Annotated in this window: 18 protein-coding genes; 5 read left to right on the top strand and 13 right to left on the bottom strand. The window is 68.8% G+C overall.

Annotated features, from left to right (window positions below):
* The first annotated feature begins 178 nt into the window (after window positions 1-178).
* The 4 genes from tkt to R0146_RS10495 all read left to right on the top strand — a co-directional run bounded on the left by tkt (window position 179) and on the right by R0146_RS10495 (window position 6,308).
* Entirely contained in the window at window positions 179-2,338 is a 2,160-nt protein-coding gene (gene tkt, locus R0146_RS10510; RefSeq protein ID WP_317689413.1) for a transketolase, read from the top strand.
* Between the two features lie 31 nt (window positions 2,339-2,369).
* A complete protein-coding gene (gene tal / locus R0146_RS10505; RefSeq protein ID WP_317689411.1) occupies window positions 2,370-3,467 on the top strand; it encodes a transaldolase in 1,098 nt (365 codons plus the stop codon).
* A 295-nt stretch (window positions 3,468-3,762) separates the two neighbouring features.
* Window positions 3,763-5,331 carry a glucose-6-phosphate dehydrogenase gene (gene zwf, locus R0146_RS10500; RefSeq protein ID WP_317689409.1) on the top strand — a complete coding sequence of 523 codons (1,569 nt, stop codon included), beginning with the start codon at window positions 3,763-3,765 and terminating at the stop codon, window positions 5,329-5,331.
* Window positions 5,332-5,357: 26 nt separating this feature from the next.
* A complete protein-coding gene (locus tag R0146_RS10495; RefSeq protein ID WP_317689407.1) occupies window positions 5,358-6,308 on the top strand; it encodes a glucose-6-phosphate dehydrogenase assembly protein OpcA in 951 nt (316 codons plus the stop codon).
* A gap of 188 nt (window positions 6,309-6,496) precedes the next feature.
* On the opposite strand, the gene R0146_RS10490 is transcribed toward R0146_RS10495, so the two are convergent.
* The 10 genes from R0146_RS10490 to gap all read right to left on the bottom strand — a co-directional run bounded on the left by R0146_RS10490 (window position 6,497) and on the right by gap (window position 14,634).
* On the bottom strand, window positions 6,497-6,853 hold the full coding sequence (locus R0146_RS10490; protein WP_317689404.1) for an RNA polymerase-binding protein RbpA: 357 nt from the start codon (window positions 6,851-6,853) through the stop codon (window positions 6,497-6,499).
* Between the two features lie 40 nt (window positions 6,854-6,893).
* Complete coding sequence (gene secG / locus R0146_RS10485) at window positions 6,894-7,145, bottom strand: preprotein translocase subunit SecG (protein ID WP_317689402.1); 252 nt, start codon at window positions 7,143-7,145, stop codon at window positions 6,894-6,896.
* Window positions 7,146-7,336: 191 nt separating this feature from the next.
* Entirely contained in the window at window positions 7,337-7,873 is a 537-nt protein-coding gene (locus R0146_RS10480; RefSeq protein ID WP_317689401.1) for a Clp protease N-terminal domain-containing protein, read from the bottom strand.
* Entirely contained in the window at window positions 7,866-8,081 is a 216-nt protein-coding gene (locus R0146_RS10475) for a helix-turn-helix domain-containing protein (protein WP_317689399.1), read from the bottom strand. Before R0146_RS10475 ends, R0146_RS10480 begins: the two co-directional genes overlap by 8 nt.
* Before the next feature lie 354 nt (window positions 8,082-8,435).
* Window positions 8,436-9,002 (bottom strand): hypothetical protein, encoded by a 567-nt coding sequence (locus R0146_RS10470; protein ID WP_317689397.1) that lies wholly within the window; start codon window positions 9,000-9,002, stop codon window positions 8,436-8,438.
* Between the two features lie 296 nt (window positions 9,003-9,298).
* Window positions 9,299-9,883 carry a hypothetical protein gene (locus tag R0146_RS10465; protein WP_317689395.1) on the bottom strand — a complete coding sequence of 195 codons (585 nt, stop codon included), beginning with the start codon at window positions 9,881-9,883 and terminating at the stop codon, window positions 9,299-9,301.
* Window positions 9,884-10,123: 240 nt separating this feature from the next.
* On the bottom strand, window positions 10,124-11,221 hold the full coding sequence (locus R0146_RS10460) for a type IV toxin-antitoxin system AbiEi family antitoxin domain-containing protein (RefSeq protein ID WP_317689392.1): 1,098 nt from the start codon (window positions 11,219-11,221) through the stop codon (window positions 10,124-10,126).
* 298 nt (window positions 11,222-11,519) lie between these two features.
* Complete coding sequence (gene tpiA, locus R0146_RS10455; RefSeq protein ID WP_317689390.1) at window positions 11,520-12,299, bottom strand: triose-phosphate isomerase; 780 nt, start codon at window positions 12,297-12,299, stop codon at window positions 11,520-11,522.
* 14 nt (window positions 12,300-12,313) lie between these two features.
* Window positions 12,314-13,510, bottom strand: coding sequence for a phosphoglycerate kinase (locus tag R0146_RS10450; protein ID WP_317689388.1), 1,197 nt, complete (start codon window positions 13,508-13,510; stop codon window positions 12,314-12,316).
* 122 nt (window positions 13,511-13,632) lie between these two features.
* Window positions 13,633-14,634, bottom strand: coding sequence for a type I glyceraldehyde-3-phosphate dehydrogenase (gene gap, locus R0146_RS10445; protein WP_317689386.1), 1,002 nt, complete (start codon window positions 14,632-14,634; stop codon window positions 13,633-13,635).
* A gap of 204 nt (window positions 14,635-14,838) precedes the next feature.
* Between gap and R0146_RS10440 the strand changes: the two genes are divergently transcribed.
* On the top strand, window positions 14,839-15,636 hold the full coding sequence (locus R0146_RS10440) for an HpcH/HpaI aldolase family protein (RefSeq protein WP_317689384.1): 798 nt from the start codon (window positions 14,839-14,841) through the stop codon (window positions 15,634-15,636).
* A 94-nt stretch (window positions 15,637-15,730) separates the two neighbouring features.
* Here the strand turns inward: R0146_RS10440 and whiA are convergent, their stop codons facing one another.
* The 3 genes from whiA to rapZ form a co-directional block, all read right to left on the bottom strand.
* On the bottom strand, window positions 15,731-16,717 hold the full coding sequence (gene whiA, locus R0146_RS10435) for a DNA-binding protein WhiA (protein WP_317689382.1): 987 nt from the start codon (window positions 16,715-16,717) through the stop codon (window positions 15,731-15,733).
* A gap of 88 nt (window positions 16,718-16,805) precedes the next feature.
* Window positions 16,806-17,768: a gluconeogenesis factor YvcK family protein gene (locus R0146_RS10430; protein ID WP_317689380.1), complete on the bottom strand. Its 963-nt coding sequence runs from the start codon at window positions 17,766-17,768 to the stop codon at window positions 16,806-16,808.
* Between the two features lies 1 nt (window position 17,769).
* Window positions 17,770-18,672 (bottom strand): RNase adapter RapZ, encoded by a 903-nt coding sequence (gene rapZ, locus R0146_RS10425; protein WP_317692382.1) that lies wholly within the window; start codon window positions 18,670-18,672, stop codon window positions 17,770-17,772.
* Window positions 18,673-18,683: the final 11 nt, after the last annotated feature.

Raw genomic sequence — 18,683 nt, 5'->3', positions numbered from 1 at the left:
TCGGTTCCATCGCCGGCACACGACCGAGGGGCACGCACGTCCCGCCCCGGCCGGTGCGGGCGACGATCTCACGGCAGCCCGGTGACGACCGCTCGTGGGACGTGCGTAGGCTCAGGGGTGTGATGTCGGGGACACCCTACGCCGGGACGTCCCGAAGGGTTGGCCGAAAGGACGCAGAATGACCGTTACCTCCACCACCAGTGCCCTGGAATGGAGCGCTTCCGACGAGAAGGCGGTGAACACGTCACGATTGTTGGCCGCCGACGCCGTCCAGAAGGTGGGCAACGGCCACCCGGGCACGGCGATGAGCCTCGCTCCCGTCGCGTACACGCTGTTCCAGAAGATCATGCGGCACGACCCGAGCGACACCGCCTGGGTCGGCCGTGACCGCTTCGTGCTGAGCGCGGGCCACTCCTCCCTCACCCAGTACGTCCAGCTCTACCTCGGCGGTTTCGGGCTCGAGCTGTCCGACCTCGAGGCGCTCCGCACCTGGGGCTCGAAGACCCCCGGTCACCCCGAGTACGGCCACACCGCCGGGATCGAGACCACCACCGGCCCGCTGGGCCAGGGCATCAGCAACGCCGTCGGCATGGCGATGGCCGCCCGCCGCGAGCGCGGCCTGTTCGACCCCGACGCGGCCCCCGGCACGTCCCCCTTCGACCACCGGGTGTACGTGATCTGCTCGGAGGGCGACCTGGAGGAGGGCGTCTCCGGCGAGGCCTCCTCGATCGCCGGCACCCAGCAGCTCGGCAACCTGATCGTGATCTATGACGAGAACGAGATCTCGATCGAGGACGACACGGTCATCGCGTTCAACGAGGACGTCGCCCAGCGCTACCAGGCGTACGGCTGGCACGTGCAGACGCTCGACTGGCGCAAGCCCGGCGAGGACTACGTCGAGGACGTCGAGGGCCTGCACCGGGCGATCCTCGCCGCCCAGGCGGTCACCGACAAGCCGTCGTTCATCCGGCTGCGGACCATCATCGGCTGGCCGGCCCCGAACAAGCAGGGCACCGGCGGCGTGCACGGTTCCGCGATCGGCGAGGACGAGATCCGCGCCACCAAGGAGCTGCTCGGCTTCGACCCCGACCAGCACTTCATCGTCGAGGACGAGGTGCTGGCGCACACCCGCGGTCTGGTCGCCCGTGGCCAGGCGGCCCACCAGGCATGGCAGCAGGCGTTCGACGCCTGGGCCGCGGCCAACCCGGAGAACAAGGCCCTCTTCGACCGGCTGGCCGCCAAGGACCTGCCGGCGGGCTGGGAGGAGGCGCTGCCGACCTTCGCCGCCGACGCCAAGGGCATCGCCACCCGTGCCGCCTCGGGCAAGACGCTGTCCGCTCTCGCCCCGGTGCTGCCCGAGCTGTGGGGCGGCTCGGCCGACCTCGCCGGTTCCAACAACACCACCCCCGACGGGCAGCCCAGCTTCCTGCCGGAGAACCGGCAGTCGAAGAAGTTCACCGGCAACCCGTACGGTCGGGTGCTGCACTTCGGCATCCGCGAGCACGCCATGGGGTCGATCCTCAACGGCATCGCCGCGCACGGCGACACCCGCGTCTACGGCGGCACGTTCTTCGTGTTCTCCGACTACATGCGCGGTGCGGTCCGGCTCGCGGCCCTGATGAAGCTGCCGGTCACCTACGTGTGGACCCACGACTCCATCGGTGTCGGCGAGGACGGCCCGACCCACCAGCCGATCGAGCACCTGGCCGCCTACCGCGCCATCATCGGCCTCGACGTCGTACGTCCCGCCGACGCGAACGAGACCGCCCAGGCCTGGGCCCAGATCCTGCGCCACAACGATCGGCCGGCGGCCCTGGTGCTGTCGCGGCAGAACCTGCCGATCGTGCCGCGCGGCACCGACGGGTACGCCCCGGCCACCGAGACGGCCAAGGGCGGCTATGTCCTCAAGGACTGCGAGGGCACTCCGGACGTCATCCTGATCGGCACCGGCTCCGAGGTCCAGCTGGCACTGGCCGCCCAGGAGCAGCTGGCCGGCGAAGGCGTCAAGGCCCGCGTCGTCTCCATGCCGTGCCGTGAGTGGTTCGACGAGCAGGACGACACCTACCGCGATGCCGTGCTGCCGACCGACGTCCGCGCGCGGGTGGCCGTCGAGGCCGGTCTGCCGCTGGGCTGGAGCGAACTGGTCGGCGACGCCGGTCGTACGGTCGGCCTGGACCACTACGGAGCCTCGGCCGCCGGCGGCCTGCTGTTCGAGAAGTTCGGCATCACCGCCGAGGCCGTCGTCGCCGCGGCCAAGGAGTCGCTGGCCGCCGCGGCCGCGGGCCCTGCGCTGACGAACCGTCGGGCGGCTTCCGGCCCGGCCCGTCTCGGCGCCTGATCCCCCTCCGGCATCCTCACCAAGGAGCACCATGAATGCACGACTGAAGTCCCTGGCCGACGCCGGGGTGTCCATCTGGCTCGACGACCTGTCCCGCGCCCGGCTGACCTCGGGCAATCTCAAGGATCTCATCGACAACGACTCGGTGAGCGGGGTCACCACCAACCCGACGATCTTCGCCGGCGCGATGTCGCACGGTGATGCGTACGCCGCCCAGGTGCGCGAGCTCAAGGCCGCCGGCGCCGACGTGGACGCAGTCATCCGGGCCGCCACCACCGACGACGTCCGCGCCGCCTGCGATCTCTTCACCGACCTGTACGCCGCCTCCAAGGGCTTCGACGGCAGGGTGTCGATCGAGGTCGACCCCCGCCTGGCGAACGAGACCGAGGCCACCGTGGCCCAGGCCGCCGAGCTGCATGCGGCGGTCGACCGGGAAAACGTGCTGATCAAGATCCCGGCCACCCTCGCGGGCCTGCCGGCGATCACCGCGACGATCGCCGCGGGCATCAGCGTCAACGTCACGCTGATCTTCTCCGTCGAGCGCTACCAGCAGGTCATCGACGCGTACGTCGCCGGTCTGGAGCAGGCCGCGGCGGCCGGCAAGGACCTGTCGACGATCCACTCGGTCGCCTCGTTCTTCGTGTCCCGGGTGGACACCGAGATCGACAAGCGGCTGCAGGCCGCCGGGGCGGACGCGTCGCTCGCCGGACGGGCCGGCCTGGCCAACGCCCGGCTGGCGTACAAGCTGTTCGAGGAGACCATCGCTTCCGACCGCTGGCAGGCGCTGGCGGCCCGGGGCGCCAACCCGCAGCGACCGCTGTGGGCCTCGACCGGCGTGAAGAACCCGGCCTACCCGGACACCATGTACGTCGCCGACCTGGTCGTCGACGGTGTCGTCAACACGATGCCGGAGAAGACGATGATGGCCTTCGCCGACCACGGGGAGACCCAGCCGGACACCATCACCGGTCACTACGCCGAGGCCCAGGAGGTCTTCGACGCACTGACGGCCGCCGGGATCGACCTGGACGACGTCTACCGGGTGCTGGAGACCGAGGGCGTGGAGAAGTTCATCGTCTCCTGGAACGAGCTAATCGAGACGGTCCGGACCGCCCTCGACGACGCCTGACCCTCACCGAGGGACGCAGTGGGCCTGACCCTCACCGAGGGACGCAGTGGGCCTGACCCTCACCGAGGGAACGCAGGGGCTGGCACGATGGGTGCCGGCCCCTGTGGCGTCCCCGGCTGCGGACACCAGCTGACTGACGGACACTCTGATTGACTGATTGACGGACACGACGCCATGCCCCCAGCGGGACGGCTCCCGGTCGCCCTGGTGGTGAACACTAGAGTTGTTGAACACTGAAGCAAATCTGCGGTGGGGACGACCCTCCGACGTGGACGCCTCGACGTGAAGGAGAACAATGACCCAGGACAGCGCTGTGGTGGCACCGCCACAGGATGTCTCCCGCTATCTCAATCCACTGCGCGACGAGCGTGACCGGCGGCTGCCCCGGATCGCCGGCCCCTCGGTCCTGGTGATGTTCGGCGTCACCGGCGACCTGGCCCGCAAGAAGCTGATGCCCGCCGTCTATGACCTGGCCAACCGGGGGCTGCTGCCGCCGGGGTTCGCCTTCGTCGGCTTCGCCCGCCGCGACTGGGTGGACCAGGATTTCGCCCAGGTGGTCGGTGAGGCGGTCCGCGAGCACGCCCGGACGCCCTACCGCGAGGAGGTCTGGCAGCAGCTGCTGGCGGGCATCCGCTTCGTCCAGGGCGAGTTCACCGATGACGAGGCGTTCGACCGGCTGAAGACGACCCTGGAGGACCTGGACCGCACCCAGGGCACCGGCGGCAATCACGCATTCTACCTGTCGGTGCCGCCGAAATTCTTCGAGGTGGTGATCGACCAGCTGAAGAAGCACGGCCTGGCCGAGCAGTCCGACACCTCCTGGAAGCGGGTGGTGATCGAGAAGCCGTTCGGCCACGACCTGACCAGCGCCCAGCAGCTGGAGCGGGTGGTGTCGTCGGCCTTCCAGGAGAACCAGGTGTTCCGGATCGACCACTACCTGGGCAAGGAGACCGTGCAGAACCTGCTGGCCCTCCGCTTCGCGAACACCATGTTCGAGCCGCTGTGGAACAACAACTACCTGTCGCACGTCCAGATCACCATGGCCGAGGACATCGGCATCGGCGGGCGGGCCGGCTACTACGACGGCGTCGGGGCGGCCCGGGACGTGATCCAGAACCACCTGCTGCAGCTGTTCGCGCTCACCGCGATGGAGGAGCCGACCGGGATGGGCGCCGACGCCCTGCGGGCCGAGAAGGAGAAGGTGCTCGAGGCCACCAGCGCCACCCGCCGGTTCGACCAGCACACCGCCCGCGGCATCTACGACGGCGGCTGGTCCGGCGGCGAGCTCGTCAAGGGCTACCTGGAGGAGGACGGCATTCCGGCCGACTCCACCACCGAGACGTACGCCGCGATCCGCGTCGATGTGCACAACCGGCGCTGGGCCGGGGTCCCGTTCTACCTGCGGACCGGCAAGCGGATGCCGACCCGGGTCACCGAGATCGCGCTGCAGTTCAAGCACCTGCCGTTCGTCCCGTTCAACGCGCACGACACCTCCACCCTCGGGGCGAACGCCCTGGTGCTGCGGATCCAGCCCGAGGAGGGGGTCACCCTGCGGTTCGGTGCCAAGGCGCCCGGCACACAGATGGAGGTCCGCGAGGTCAACATGGACTTCGAGTACGGATCCTCCTTCACCGAGTCCAGCCCCGAGGCGTACGAACGCCTGATCCTGGACGTGCTGCTCGGCGATCCGCCGCTGTTCCCGCGCAGCCGGGAGGTCGAGGAGTCCTGGCGGATCCTCGACCCGGTGCTCGACTACTGGGCCGGCCTGAACACCCAGCCCGAGATCTACCGGCCCGGCACCTGGGGGCCGGCATCCGCCCGGGAGATGCTCGCCCGCGACGGCGTCGCCTGGCGCCGGCCCTGACCATCCGCTGCTGAGGAGGAGTCGACATGACCATCGAAATGAAGAACACCACCGCCAGCAAGGTGTCCGGCGCCCTGCTCCACCACCACCACGAGATGGGCAACGCCGGCAGCGGCATGGTGCACACGTTCATCGTCGCCACCGACCGCGACGACTACTGGGAGGCCTACAACGCCGCGCTGGCCGCCAACCGCGAGCACCCCTCGCGGATCCTCATCGTGATCCGCGACCCGGAGGCCCCGGACGGGCTGGACGCCTCGATCCACACCGCGACCGAGACCGAGGCGCGCGGCGACGTCATCGTGATCACGATGCGGGGGCGGACCGTGGAACACCCCGGCTCGGTGCTGCGCCCGCTCCTGGTCCCCGATCTGCCGGTGGTGGTGTGGTGGCCCAATGAGGCCCCCGAGGACCTGCTCACCGACCGGATCGGCAAGCTGGCCAATCGTCGGATCACCGATGCCCTCGGCGCGGTGAACCCGACCCAGGCGATCATCGACCGGGCGTACTACCACTCGGCCGGCGACACCGACCTCGCCTGGACCCGTACGACGACGTGGCGGGCGCTGCTCGCCGCCGCCCTCGACCAGGTCCGCCAGCCGGTCACCTCCGCCACCGTCGAGGCCGGCACCGACAACGCCCCCGCGAGTCTGCTCGCCGCCTGGCTCGGGCTCAAACTGGGCGTCGAGGTCACCGTGATCCAGACCGCCGGCCCCGGCATCACCGCCGCCCGGCTGCAGACCCCGGCGGGAGCGGTCGAGATCGTCCGCACCGGCCTCGATGACACCGCCTACCGGATGCCCGGTCAGCCCGAGCGCAAGGTGGCCCTGCGGCGTCGCAACGTCGACGAACTGATCACCGAGGAACTGCGCCGGATGGACGACGACGTGGTGCTGGCCGAGGTGCTGGCCGAGATGGTCCGCCAGAACGGCCAGTGCGCCCTCGACCTGTCCCGGCGCGGCGCGACGCTGGCCTGACCGCGGCGCGACGCTGGCCTGACCACGGGCGAGGTCGGCCGTTGGGTCGGCCAGCACCGCGGCGCGGCGGTCGGTTGAGCGCAGCAGCCGACCGGCCTCGCCGGCAAGGCCCCAGGGACGACAAAGCGCCGCCAGGCATCGGGCCCGGCGGCGCTCGTCACTGGCCCGCGGCGGGGTCAGCCCAGAGATCAGTAGATGACCTCGCCTGCGGCGCGCCGGGCACGCAGCGACTGCAGCGCCTCGGCGAGGATCTCCTTGGCCTCGTCGTCGGAGCGACGCTCCTTCACGTACGCGAGGTGGGTCTTGTAGACCGCAGTCCTGGGCGGCGGGGGCGGGTTGAGCTCGTCAGTGTTCGCCGGGAGCCCGCACCGCGGGCAGTCCCACTCCACCGGGATCTCGGCCTCGGCCGCGAAGGCCGGCCGGGTCTCGTGCCCGTTCGCGCAGAAGTAGGAGACGTACCGGCGCGGGGCGGCATCGCCGCGATCGGCCTCCCCCATCGGTCCGGCCCCGACGCGGCTCCCGCGGATCGCGCTACCACCGATCACTTGTTGTTCTCCCTGTCCCAGAAACTTGTCGTACGGCCGGTCACAGGCCCGGATGGAGCCGGTAGAGGACCAGCAGCGCGACGATGCACGCCAACCAGATGATGCCGATGACGAGGGTCAGTCGGTCGAGGTTGCGTTCGGCCATCGAGGATCCGCCCATCGAGGTGGACATGCCACCACCGAACAGGTCGGACAACCCACCACCACGGTTCTTGTGCAGAAGAATGAACCCGGTCAGGATCACGCTCAGGACCACGAGCACGATGGAGAGCGTCAGGATGGGCCACCACATGACGACAACCCTAACCCAGCAGTGATCCCGCTCAGAAAACGGCGGTCACCACGGACGACGCCGATCGCCGTCGATCTCAGCCCCCGGCCCGGTCACCAGTAGCAGCACCGTACGAGCCGACGATCTCACCGGTGGTACTGCTACCAGCCACCAGCCACCGTACGACAACGATCCGCCGCGCGGGCCTCTCATCACGCCGACGTCGGCGGCTGTGGCGTCTCCAGAGCGGACCGTAGCGTCGCCGAGTCCACGCTGGACCGCTCCAGCACGACTCGGCCCTCGCCACCCTCCCTGAGCACGGCCAGACAGAGATGGCGCGACTCGATGGTCCGGTCCTGCAGGCGGATCGTCTCCCGCAGCGCGAGTTCGAGAGTCTTCTTGGCGTTGCGATCGAATCTCGACCGTCCGGTCCCACCCCGTCCGACCCGATCCAGTGCGCCGTCGCCGAACACGGCGTCCGCCTGCTGGCGGACCTGCTCCAGATCGACACCCAGACTCGCCAAGGCTTCCGAGTCCAGGCCGCCGGCCCGCAGCACCTCACGCCCCGTCGCGATGACGGCCCTAGGGTCGGCGCCGCTGGCGACGAGCGCAGTCCGCACCGCGGGCGAGGTCTCCACCAGGGCGACCAGCAGATGCCCTGGGCCGATCTCAGCGGATCGGAGCTCGTCGGCCACACCTTCCGCACGCCGAACCACCCGACGAGCCTCCTCGGTGAATCGCTCAAACATCGTGTCTCCCATGCTTCTTGTGCGCCGCCTGGCGGGAAACGCCGAGTTCGTCGGCGATGTCCTGCCACGACCAGCCCAGCCGCCGCGCCCGCGCCACCTGGAGCGCCTCCAGACGATCCGCCAGGACCCGCAGCGACCGGACCGCACGCAGCCCTCGCCCCGGGTCGTCCCCGGCGGCCTCCCGCACCAGCGTCACGTCATCGGTCATGCGTCAACCGTAGTTGACAGGTGAGTGTATGTCAACCTTCATTGACACTCGCCTGCTGGGTGGTTTCGCCCGTGCAAAGTTGCTGAATGACGCACACGTCTGCACGGGCGAAACGTAGAGCTGGCCGATTATGCGTGAGATGCCCGGAGTGGTCAGTCCTGCATTGAGGTGGCCGGGCCGGGTCCGGTCAGCATCATCAGTAGCCGACACGGGCGCGGTAAGTGGACATCACAGGGATGCCAGTGATCCCCGACAGAGTGGTGTACGACGCCAAGCCGGAAACAACCGCCTGCTCTGGAGGCGTCATGAACCCCGTTCCGATGCCGACACCAGATGCGTCCTTTGCCCGGGTCGTCAGCGTTCGACGATGACGGCGGCCAGCTCCCCGACCTCAAGCTCGGCCGACGACGTGTTCGACATCGGCAACACCCCCGACCGGCCCAACGCCGTCCACGACAACTGCCAGTGATGCGTCGCGGTGATCGTGTAAACACCCGGCTCCGTATAGACATGACCACACGTCGGCGACGGAGACCCCGGCGGCCGCGCCCCCGCCACCCACGGCGTCGACACCGCGCACGTCTCAGTGGTGCCGTCACCCATCTCGAACGACGACGACTGACGACGAGCAACCATCTCCAGCCTCACACCGTCCAGAGTGACCGTCTGACTGGTCGTGCTGTCACCCTCCCACCACAACCAGACCGGAAACCCGACCGCCAGCATGTTCCACTCATTCAACGACGGATCCGGCCCGACCCGCACCGTCTGCCCGGGAAGCCGCAACGTCGCCGATGCCTGCCGCGCGAGCACCGCCGGATCGACCGCCCCCACCGATGGCGGATCCAACGGAACCACATTGTTCCACCGAAAATCCGACGAATCCGTCAACCCCAAATACGCCCGCTGATGCTCCAACAACCGCCGACGCAACTCCTCACCCGACACCGACGACGGATCAACACCCGCCCGCCACTCGATTCTAGAATGGAACCTTGGAGATGAAGGCCCCGCGGACCCGCCAGCACCATCCCGAGATTCACCTACCCCCTTAACCGGGACACCGCCACTGCGAACGGTGCCAATTGCTGATTGATCATCGGACAGCTCCACAAACTGATCTCTGAAAGTGTCCGTAAGGACGGGGGACGCGTGGGCCACATCCGGCCGGACAGACAACATGAGAACACCTGCAAGAACGACAATCCCGCCGGCTCTCACATACACGACTCCCCCTCCAACGAGATTCCCCTCACGATCACCCACTGCCCCTCCATGCGACTGAGGTCCAGAAGGATAACTCCCTTGCTTCCCATTCCTAGAGAATGACCCTGCCGATCAAGGTTCTCGATCTTTGTCCCATCCTCACAGACCTTCAACTGCAACGAGTCTCCCGAATAGTTCATTCCGTGCACGTAGACGATTTCCACCGGTCGACTGGAAGACACCCCTTCCGAATAATCCGACGCCAGAAACGATGAGATGATCTCAAGATAGGATCCTGAAGCCAACCGTTCCATCGTCGGCGTAGGCGTGGGACTCCCACCCGCCATCGCGACCCTGCTTCGCTCCTTGGTGAACTCCTGGTACACGAAGATCGCCTCTTCGTACGCCTTGGCCTCCTCAGCCTGCGCCGCAGCCAGCTCTGGCGTACACGGCGCGCCCCCTGGATCCGGCGTACACGAATAGGACGGCGTCGGACTCGGCGCCACCCCAGGACCACCGCCACAACCGGCCAACAAGCCGGCAGCACCGACCATCACCCACGCCACCATCAACCCGCAGACACGTCTCGACGCCACGTCTCATCCCCTTCGACTCGCGCTCCGCACAGCCTGTCGCACAGGTGGTCCACAACAAGCCCCTGAGACGACTTGTCCACAGGGATGAGAGCCACCTCACGTCCATCCACAGGAGACGAGTCCACGAGCCACGCGACACCCGGCACGGGTCACCCGTGAGCCCGCCGCACCACACACTCGAGGACGATCCCGGCAACCCGCGCTACACCACTATCAGGCACCCGACTTCCGCATCAGGAGTCATCGACAACGGGGACAGTAGGCACGACGGCCCTGCCAACCCTGCCTGCGGAGCACGGTGGCAAGCTCGCCGGCCACGGCACATGGTCGGGACATGACGTCGTCCCAGCCGTAGCGCAGGGTCACTCGACCGTTCACCGCGCCGACATTGTCACGTCGAAAGTCGCGGAACTTCGCCGACCCCGTGTGCCCCAGCCGCCCATCCAGTTCGATGATGAGCGCGAATGCCTCGTACAGGAGGTCATGGAAGAAGCCGGATCGGGCCGCCTGCCGTGCTCCCGTCGGGAGATCGTGGGGCTTGAGCACCCGATCGTCGAACCGATACTCGAGGACGCTGTCGAGACCTCCGCTGTCGTGCAGAAGGTCAATGAGGAACCTGCGCCCTGACAGTCGCGGCCGACGGTCCACCACCGCGATGAGCGTACGTTCGTCCGTCAGACGCCGGCTCAGGCAGTTGGTCACCAGGTCGATGATCTCGGTTTCGTTGAGATCGATGGTCAGGTCACAGATCAGATGCTCGACGGAGATGACCGGTGGCCGTCCGGAGGCACCGGCCAGCCTCCCTTGGCCGTCCTCATGGAAGCGCCAGCTGCCTGTCGGGCGCCGGTTGTGCCCCTCAGGCACCCAGACGTCGATGGTTGTCGGCAACTCGCTTGTCACCCTGAGTCCGCAGAGTCCGGCACCGGCCCAGCCCCCGATGGCGGCGCTCGCACCGCCCCGGATCACGCCGACGGCACAGAGCTGCTCCAGGGTGGGGTCGGCCTGGCCGGCCAGCAGGACCCCCTGCGTCAGACGCTGCCAGTTGCCGGAGCGGACCTGACGACGGATGGAGGCGTACGGGAACCCCTCGTCGAGCGCCTGACGTACAGTGATGATGCCGTTCTGGCTGCGGATGATGCCGGACAGAGTGTCGGACGGACGAGCAAGCGGTCTCATGTCTGAAGGGTGAGACGCGTACGCGGCGACAGGATCGCTACGGCCATTTCTGTGGATGGCCTCGTCCGCGCCCGATGGAGTGTGGACAGCGAGCGCCCATTCTTCCCCGGGCATAGGTAGGGAACGCCCGTCCTTCCCGGGGCATAGGTAGGGAACGCCCATCCTTCCCACGCTGAGAACAGTGAGCACTCTCGCCCGTGCAAAGGTGCCGAATGACGCGCAACTTTGCACGGGCGAAATGTAGAGCTCTGCAAATGTGTCTGTCCGTTCAGCGATGCTCCCCGAGCATCACGGGAACCGTTCGGACACGACAGAGGCGGGCACCCGGCGAACCGGGCACCCGCCTCGGGCCTGATGACCCGGGCCTGAGGACCCGGGCCGCGGCACAATCCCCGTGCCGCACGCCAGCCGGCGTACGTCGACCTGCGCCAGCCGACGGACGCCGGATCAGGTGCTGCGCTCAGGCGTAGAAGGTGACGATCGGCGCGAAGTCCTCCGCCTTGAGGCTGGCGCCGCCGACGAGGGCACCGTCGACGTCGGGCTGGGCCATGATCTCCTTGACGTTGCCGGCCTTCACCGAACCGCCGTAGAGCACCCGGACGGCGTCGGCGACATCGGCGCCGAAGGACGTCGCGAGGCTGGCACGGATCGCCGCGCACACCTCCTGGGCGTCGGCCGGGGTGGCGACCTCACCGGTGCCGATGGCCCAGACGGGTTCGTACGCGATGACGACCTTGGCCACTTCGTCGGCAGTCCAGCCGGCGAACGCACCCTCGACCTGGGCGACGGTGTAGGCGACGTGGCGCCCTTCCTTGCGGATGTCGAGGCCCTCGCCCACGCACACGATCGGCGTGATGCCGGCGTCGAGCGCCTTGCGGGACTTGGTGTTGACGATCGCGTCGGTCTCGGCGTGGTACTGGCGCCGCTCGGAGTGACCGACCACGACGTACGTGCAGTTGAGCTTCTTCAGCATGGTCGCGGACACCTCACCGGTGTACGCACCCGCATCGTGCTCGGAGATGTCCTGCGCGCCGAAGCCGAGCGGGAGCTTGTCCGACTCGATCAGCGTCTGCACGGACCGGATGTCGGTGAACGGGGTCAGAACGACCGCCTCCGACTGCTCCGGATCGTAGTTCGCGTCCGCCAGGGCCCAGGCCAGCTTCTGCACCACGGTGGTGGCCTCGAAGTGGTCCAGGTTCATCTTCCAGTTGCCCGCCATCAGGGGCTTGCGTGCTGCCATCAGTGATTCCTCCTTCAGCCCAGGACGTCGAGGCCGGGCAGGGTCTTGCCTTCGAGGTACTCCAGCGAGGCGCCGCCACCGGTGGAGATGTGACCGAACTGGTCGTCGGTGAAGCCGAGCTCGCGCACGGCGGCAGCGGAGTCGCCGCCACCGACGACGGACAGGCCGTCGACCTCGGTCAGGGCCTGCGCGACGGCCTTGGTGCCATCGGCGAAGCCGGCCACCTCGAACACACCCATCGGGCCGTTCCAGAAGACCGTCTTGGCGCCCTTGATCGCCTCGGCGAAGAGCGCGGCGCTCTTCGGGCCGATGTCGAGGCCCATCTGATCGGCGGGCAGCTTGTCCGAGTCGATCACGGTCGACGCGAACGGGCCGTCACCCGACGGGAACGCCGGGGACACCACGGTGTCGACGGGCAGCAGGAGCTGCTTGCCCTCGGCCGCGGCACGCTCCATGTACTCCTTGCAGACCTCGACCTTCTCCTCGTCGAGGAGCGAGGTGCCGACCTCGTAGCCCTTGGCCTTGAGGAAGGTGTAGGCCATGCCGCCACCGATCACCAAGGTGTCGGCGGTCTTCAGCAGGTTGTCGATCACCGCGAGCTTGTCGGCCACCTTCGCGCCGCCGAGGACGACGACGTACGGACGGGCCGGCTCCTCGGTGAGCTGCTTGAGGACGTCGATCTCCGCCTTGACCAGTCGGCCCGCGGCGTTCGGGAGCTTCTTGGCCAGGTCGTAGACCGAGGCCTGCTTGCGGTGCACGACGCCGAAGCCGTCGGACACGAAGACGTCGCCGAAGGCGGCGTACTTGTCGGCGAGCGCCTGGCGCTCCGCCTCGTCCTTGGACTCCTCGCCCGGCTCGTAGCGGACGTTCTCCAGCATCACGACGTCACCGGGAGCCATCTGGGCGACCAGTGCCTCGGCCTCCGGGCCGACGACATCACCGGCGAGCGGGACCGCGACGCCGAGCAGCTCGGACATCCGCTTCGCGGCGGGGGCCAGCGAGTACTTGGGGTTCACCTGGCCCTTGGGGCGGCCGAGGTGAGCCAGGACGACGACCTTGGCACCGGCCTCCCGGAGCGCGGTGAGGGTCGGCAGCGACGCACGGATGCGGCCGTCGTCGGTGATGGTGTCACCGTCCAGGGGAACGTTCAGGTCGCAGCGGATCACGACCCGCTTGCCCTGGAGATCACCCAGATCTTCGATTGACTTCACTTCGTACCTTCCTCAGGGGTGTGGGAACAGCGGGGTGCGACAACGAGGCCGGGTGCGAACAACGGGGCTGGCCGATGGCCAACCCCGTTGCGATGTGCACTGTCGGCCGGGGACCGATCAGCTCAGAGCTTGGAGCCGACCAGGACGGCCAGGTCGACGAGGCGGTTGGAGTAGCCCCACTCGTTGTCGTACCAGGTGACGATCTTGACCTGGTTGCCGATCACCTTGGTCAGCCCGGAGTCGAAGATGGTCGAGTGCGGGTCGGTCTCGATGTCCTTGGAGACGATCGGGTCCTCGGTGTAGGCGATCACCGTCGGGTTGGCCTCGGCGGCCTTCTTCACCGCGGCGTTGACCTCCTCGATGGTGGTCTCGCGGCCGGCCTCGAAGGACAGGTCGACGACCGAGCCGGTCGGGGTCGGGACGCGGAGGGCGTACCCGTCGAACTTGCCCTTGAGCTCCGGCAGGACCAGGGCGACGGCCTGGGCCGCACCGGTCTTGGTCGGGACGATGTTGAGGGCGGCGGCGCGGGCGCGGCGCAGGTCCTTGTGCGGGCCGTCCTGCAGGTTCTGATCGGCGGTGTAGGCGTGGATGGTCGTCATCAGGCCCTTGACGATGCCGAACTCGTCGTTCAGCACCTTGGCGATCGGGGCGAGGCAGTTCGTGGTGCACGACGCGTTGGAGATGATGGTGTGCTTCTCCGGGTCGTACTCGGCGTCGTTCACGCCGATCACGATGGTCTTGTCCTCGTTCTTCGCCGGGGCGGAGATGATGACCTTCTTGGCGCCGGCCTCCAGGTGGGCCTTGGCCTTGGTGGCGTCCGTGAAGCGGCCGGTCGACTCGATGACGATGTCGGCACCGATCTCGCCCCACGGGAGAGCGGCCGGATCCTTCTCGGCGTACGCCATGATCTTGTGGCCGTTGACCGTGAGCGACTCGTCGTCGTACGTGATCTCGCCCTCGAAGCGGCCGAGGATCGAGTCGTACTTGAGCAGGTGGGCGAGGGTCTGGTTGTCGGTCAGGTCGTTGACGCCGACCACCTCGACATCCGCGCCGGAGGCGACCAGGGCTCGGTAGAAGTTGCGGCCGATACGGCCGAAACCGTTGATGCCAACCTTGACGGTCATGTGTGTCTCCTAGAAAAGACGACTGGTGGATGAGGATCAGCCCGTCCACCCTGACGGACAAGGCAAGCCTATAAACCCGCCCTGACCGCCCGGTACCCGGGGTACCCCCCTCCCATCACCGATAAGATGTGGCGGGGTCGCATCGCCACCACGTCGGTCGGCGGGCCACAGGCCCTGATCCACCGCATGCCGAGAGGACCATCGATGCTCCGCACGAACAGGGTCGACGACGCCATCTGTTCCGGCCGCACAGCGGTCAACGCCTGGGTCACCATGGAGTCGACCTACATCGCCGAGATCCTCTCCCATGCGGGCTTCGACTCGGTGACGATCGACGCCCAGCACGGCATGTTCGGCCGCGACGCGATCATGTCGATGCTGCAGGCCGTCTCCGCCGGGTCGGCGAGCCCGTTCGTCCGCTCCCCCGGCCAGGACCCGCGGGAGATCGGCTGGCTGCTCGACGCCGGGGCGTACGGCGTGATCGTGCCCGACGTCGCCACCCGCGAGCAGGCCGAGGCGGTGTCCCGGGCGTGCTTCTATCCGCCGAAGGGCACTCGCTCGCTCGGCCCGACCCGCGGCACCCTCTACGCCGGCCCGACGTACTTCCAGGAGGCCGACAAGGTGATCCAGGTCTGGCCGCAGATCGAGTCGAAGGAGGGGTACGACAACATGGACGCGATCATGTCGACCCCCGGCCTGTACGGCGTCTTCGTGGGGCCGAACGATCTCGCCCTCAGCATCGGACTGACGGCCGGCGGGCCGATGGCGCCGCAGATCGTCGACATGGTGCGCACCATCCTGGCCCGCAGCCACCAGCACGGGCTGAAGATGGCGATCTACTGCGCCGACGCCGACGAGGCGAAGTACTGGGCCGACGAAGGCGCCGACATGGTCAACCCGAGCAGCGACTCCGGTCTGCTGCTGACCGCGGGCCGCACCCAGGTCGCCCACATCCTCGGCGACCGGGCCCCGGACACCGCCGGGATGCCCCGGGCCTACTGAGGTCCCGCCCGCTGAACCTGCACCCGGTCTCGCCGGGCCCTTCGATGCACGGTCGTACGCCACGGGGACGTACGTCACCGCTCCTTCACGCCCGTCACTGCTCCTCGTCGAGCATCTCCGGGGTGAGGCTGGCCTCGGTGTCCGGGATGCCCAGCTCGACGGCCCGCTTGTCGGCCATCCCGAGCAGGCGGCGGATCCGGCCGGCGATGGCGTCCTTGGTCAGCGGCGGTTCGTGCAGCCGGCCGAGTTCCTCGAGGCTGGCCTGCTTGTTCTCCATCCGCAGTTCGCCGGCGCGCCGCAGGTGCTCCGGCACCTCGGTGCCGAGGATCTCCAGCGCCCGGCCGACCCGGGCGCTGGCCGCCACCGCGGCCTGGGCGGACCGGCGGAGGTTGGCGTCGTCGAAGTTGGCCAGCCGGTTGGCGGAGGCCCGCACCTCCCGGCGCATCCGACGCTCCTCCCAGGCCAACAACGACTCGTGCGCCCCCAGCCGGGTGAGCATCGCCGCGATCGCGTCACCGTCACGGATGGCGACCCGGTCGATCTCCCGGACCACCCGCGCCTTGGCGCCGATCCCGACCCGGCGCGCCGCGCCCACCAGCGCCAGCGCCGACTCCGGGCCCGGGCAGGTGATCTCCAGCGCCATCGACCGCCCCGGCTCCGTCAGCGACCCGTGGGCCAGGAAGGCGCCCCGCCAGGCGGCGACCGCCGCTTCCAGGTCACCACCGACGATCTGCGGCGGAAGCCCCCGGACCGGACGACCGTGCGGATCGATCAGACCGGTCCGGCGGGCGAGGTCGTCGCCGTGAGCGGTCATCCGGACGACGTACCGGGTCGCCTTGCGCAGGCCCGACCCGTTGACCACCACCAGCTCGGTGGGATAGCCGAACACCTCCTGGATGGCGGACCGCAGCCGGCGGGCGGCCGCTCCGGTGTCGAGCTCGGCCTCGATGACGATCCGTCCCCCGACGAGGTGCAGACCGCCGGCGAAGCGGAGCACCGCCGCCGTCTCTGCGACGCGGGACGCCGTCCGAGTGACCTGGACCGTCGACAGTTCTGCCTTCACCTGTTGGGTCATCGCCATTGCCCCATGCTCCCACAGCGACGGTCGCGGGCCGCAGGCCAAGTGCCGCCGGGGCCCGATCACCCCCGTTCGGGGGGCCGTACGCCGGCTACAGGCCCATGATCTCGGAGTACGCCGCGGCCAGCCGCAGCGGATCGTGGCGGGCCGTGCCGTCGCGCATGGCCATGTCGGTGACCACCAGCTCGGCGCCGAACGACTGGGCGAACCCCTCCAGGTGGCCCCGGTCGTCGCCGACGAACCGCGGGTCGGCGAGCACCACGTCGAGCCGCAGCTGCGGGGCGTGATCGGCCAGCGCCTCGAGGTGACGCGACGGCGTGAAGCCCGAGGTCTCGCCGGAGGGCCGCAGGTTCATGGTGAGGATGCGGCGGGCCCGGGTGTGCACCAGGGCGTCGGCGAGGTCGGGGACGAGCAGGTGTGGGATCACCGAGGTGAACCACGAGCCCGGCCCGAGGATGACCCAATCCGCCTCGTGGATCGCCTGGAGGGTCTGCGGCACGGCCGGCGGGCCCTCCGGAACGAGCCGGATGCCGGCGACCTCGGCACGGGTGGTGGCGACCCGGGCCTGCCCCTGCAGCACGCTGATCTCGTCGGGGTGGAGCGGGTCGTAGCCGATCACATCGGCCTCGATCTCCAGCGGGACGGCGGACATCGGCAACACCCGACCGCGGCTGCCGAGCAGCGACGCGACCATGTCGAGGCCGGTGACGGCGTCGACCTTCTGCCACAGGCCGGCGATCAGCAGGTTGCCGATGGCATGCCCGCCGAGCGGTCCGTGGCCGGCGAAACGGGACTGCAGGATCTCCGCCCACAGCCGGCCCTGGGAGTCGTCCCCGCAGAGCGCCGCCAGCGCCATCCGTAGGTCGCCGGGGGGCAGGATGTCGAACTCCCGGCGCAGTCGGCCGGAGGACCCGCCGTCGTCGGCGACGGTGACCACCGCGGTGAGCCGGTCGGTGATCCGCCGCAGGGCGGAGAGGTTGGCGAAGAGCCCGTGCCCACCACCCAGTGCCGTGACGGCGGGGCGACGGTCGAATCCCAGATCTGCGGCCAGCATGTCAGAGCAGCTCCGCATCCCGGTGCACGACCGAGGTCGGGATGCCCCGCAGGCCCAGTCGACGACCGAGGTCGATGGCCATCGAGGTGGACCGGTGGCGTCCACCGGTGCAGCCGACAGCGATGGTCATCAGCCATTTGCCCTCGCGGCAGTAGCCGGGGATGACGATCTCGGTGAGCAGCCCCTCGACCCGGTCCAGGTAGTCCCCCGCCCCGTCCTGGGAGAGCACGTAGTCACGGACCGGCTGGTCCATCCCGGTCATCGGCCGCAGCTCCGGGATCCAGTGCGGGTTGGGCAGGAAGCGTACGTCGAGGACGAGGTCGGCGTCGACCGGCACACCGTGCTTGAAGCCGAAGGAGACGATGGTGGCGCGGAACTTCCGCTCCTCCCCGCCGTACGCGTGCGACACCCGGTCGCGCAGCTGGTGCACGTTGAGGTTGGAGGTGTCGATGACCAGGTCGGCGACCGAGCGCAGCGCGCCGAGCTGGGCCCGTTCGGCCTTCACCCCGTCGAGCAACCGGCCGGAGCCCTGCAACGGGTGCGGGCGGCGGGCCGATTCCTGGCGTCGTACGATCACCTCGTCGTTGGCCTCCAGAAAGAGGATCTCCGGGTCGATGTCGAGCCCGGTCGACCGGATCTCGGCCAGGGCCGGCATGACGTCAGCGAAGAGGGCACGGCTGCGGACGTCCAGGACGGCGGCGAGGTTGTGGATCCCGGCGGCGCCCAGCATCCGGGTCAGCTCGGGCAGCAGCTTCGGCGGCAGGTTGTCGACGACGTACCACCCGGCGTCCTCCAGGGCGTTCGCCGCAGAGGACCGGCCCGCTCCACTGAGGCCGGTGACGATGAGGACCCGTTGCTCCTGTTCCTGTGCTGCCACGGGGCCATTATTCAATATCGGGTCCATCCCCACTGCTT

Origin of the sequence: Raineyella sp. LH-20 (genome assembly GCF_033110965.1) — a bacterium.
Lineage (GTDB): Bacteria > Actinomycetota > Actinomycetes > Propionibacteriales > Propionibacteriaceae > Raineyella.
Note: the sequence above shows the minus strand (reverse complement) of the source record. Positions and strands in the feature narration are given on the sequence as shown.

Bases quoted from the DNA above. Each gene is read 5' to 3' on its own strand.
- tkt (WP_317689413.1), top strand. From the start codon at position 179: ATGACCGTTACCTCCACCACCAGTGCCCTGGAATGGAGCGCTTCCGAC.
- tal (WP_317689411.1), top strand. From the start codon at position 2,370: ATGAATGCACGACTGAAGTCCCTGGCCGACGCCGGGGTGTCCATCTGG.
- zwf (WP_317689409.1), top strand. From the start codon at position 3,763: ATGACCCAGGACAGCGCTGTGGTGGCACCGCCACAGGATGTCTCCCGC.
- R0146_RS10495 (WP_317689407.1), top strand. From the start codon at position 5,358: ATGACCATCGAAATGAAGAACACCACCGCCAGCAAGGTGTCCGGCGCC.
- secG (WP_317689402.1), bottom strand. From the start codon at position 7,145: ATGTGGTGGCCCATCCTGACGCTCTCCATCGTGCTCGTGGTCCTGAGC.
- R0146_RS10480 (WP_317689401.1), bottom strand. From the start codon at position 7,873: ATGTTTGAGCGATTCACCGAGGAGGCTCGTCGGGTGGTTCGGCGTGCG.
- R0146_RS10475 (WP_317689399.1), bottom strand. From the start codon at position 8,081: ATGACCGATGACGTGACGCTGGTGCGGGAGGCCGCCGGGGACGACCCG.
- R0146_RS10460 (WP_317689392.1), bottom strand. From the start codon at position 11,221: ATGGGCGTTCCCTACCTATGCCCCGGGAAGGACGGGCGTTCCCTACCT.
- tpiA (WP_317689390.1), bottom strand. From the start codon at position 12,299: ATGGCAGCACGCAAGCCCCTGATGGCGGGCAACTGGAAGATGAACCTG.
- gap (WP_317689386.1), bottom strand. From the start codon at position 14,634: ATGACCGTCAAGGTTGGCATCAACGGTTTCGGCCGTATCGGCCGCAAC.
- R0146_RS10440 (WP_317689384.1), top strand. From the start codon at position 14,839: ATGCTCCGCACGAACAGGGTCGACGACGCCATCTGTTCCGGCCGCACA.
- whiA (WP_317689382.1), bottom strand. From the start codon at position 16,717: ATGGCGATGACCCAACAGGTGAAGGCAGAACTGTCGACGGTCCAGGTC.
- R0146_RS10430 (WP_317689380.1), bottom strand. From the start codon at position 17,768: ATGCTGGCCGCAGATCTGGGATTCGACCGTCGCCCCGCCGTCACGGCA.
- rapZ (WP_317692382.1), bottom strand. From the start codon at position 18,672: ATGGACCCGATATTGAATAATGGCCCCGTGGCAGCACAGGAACAGGAG.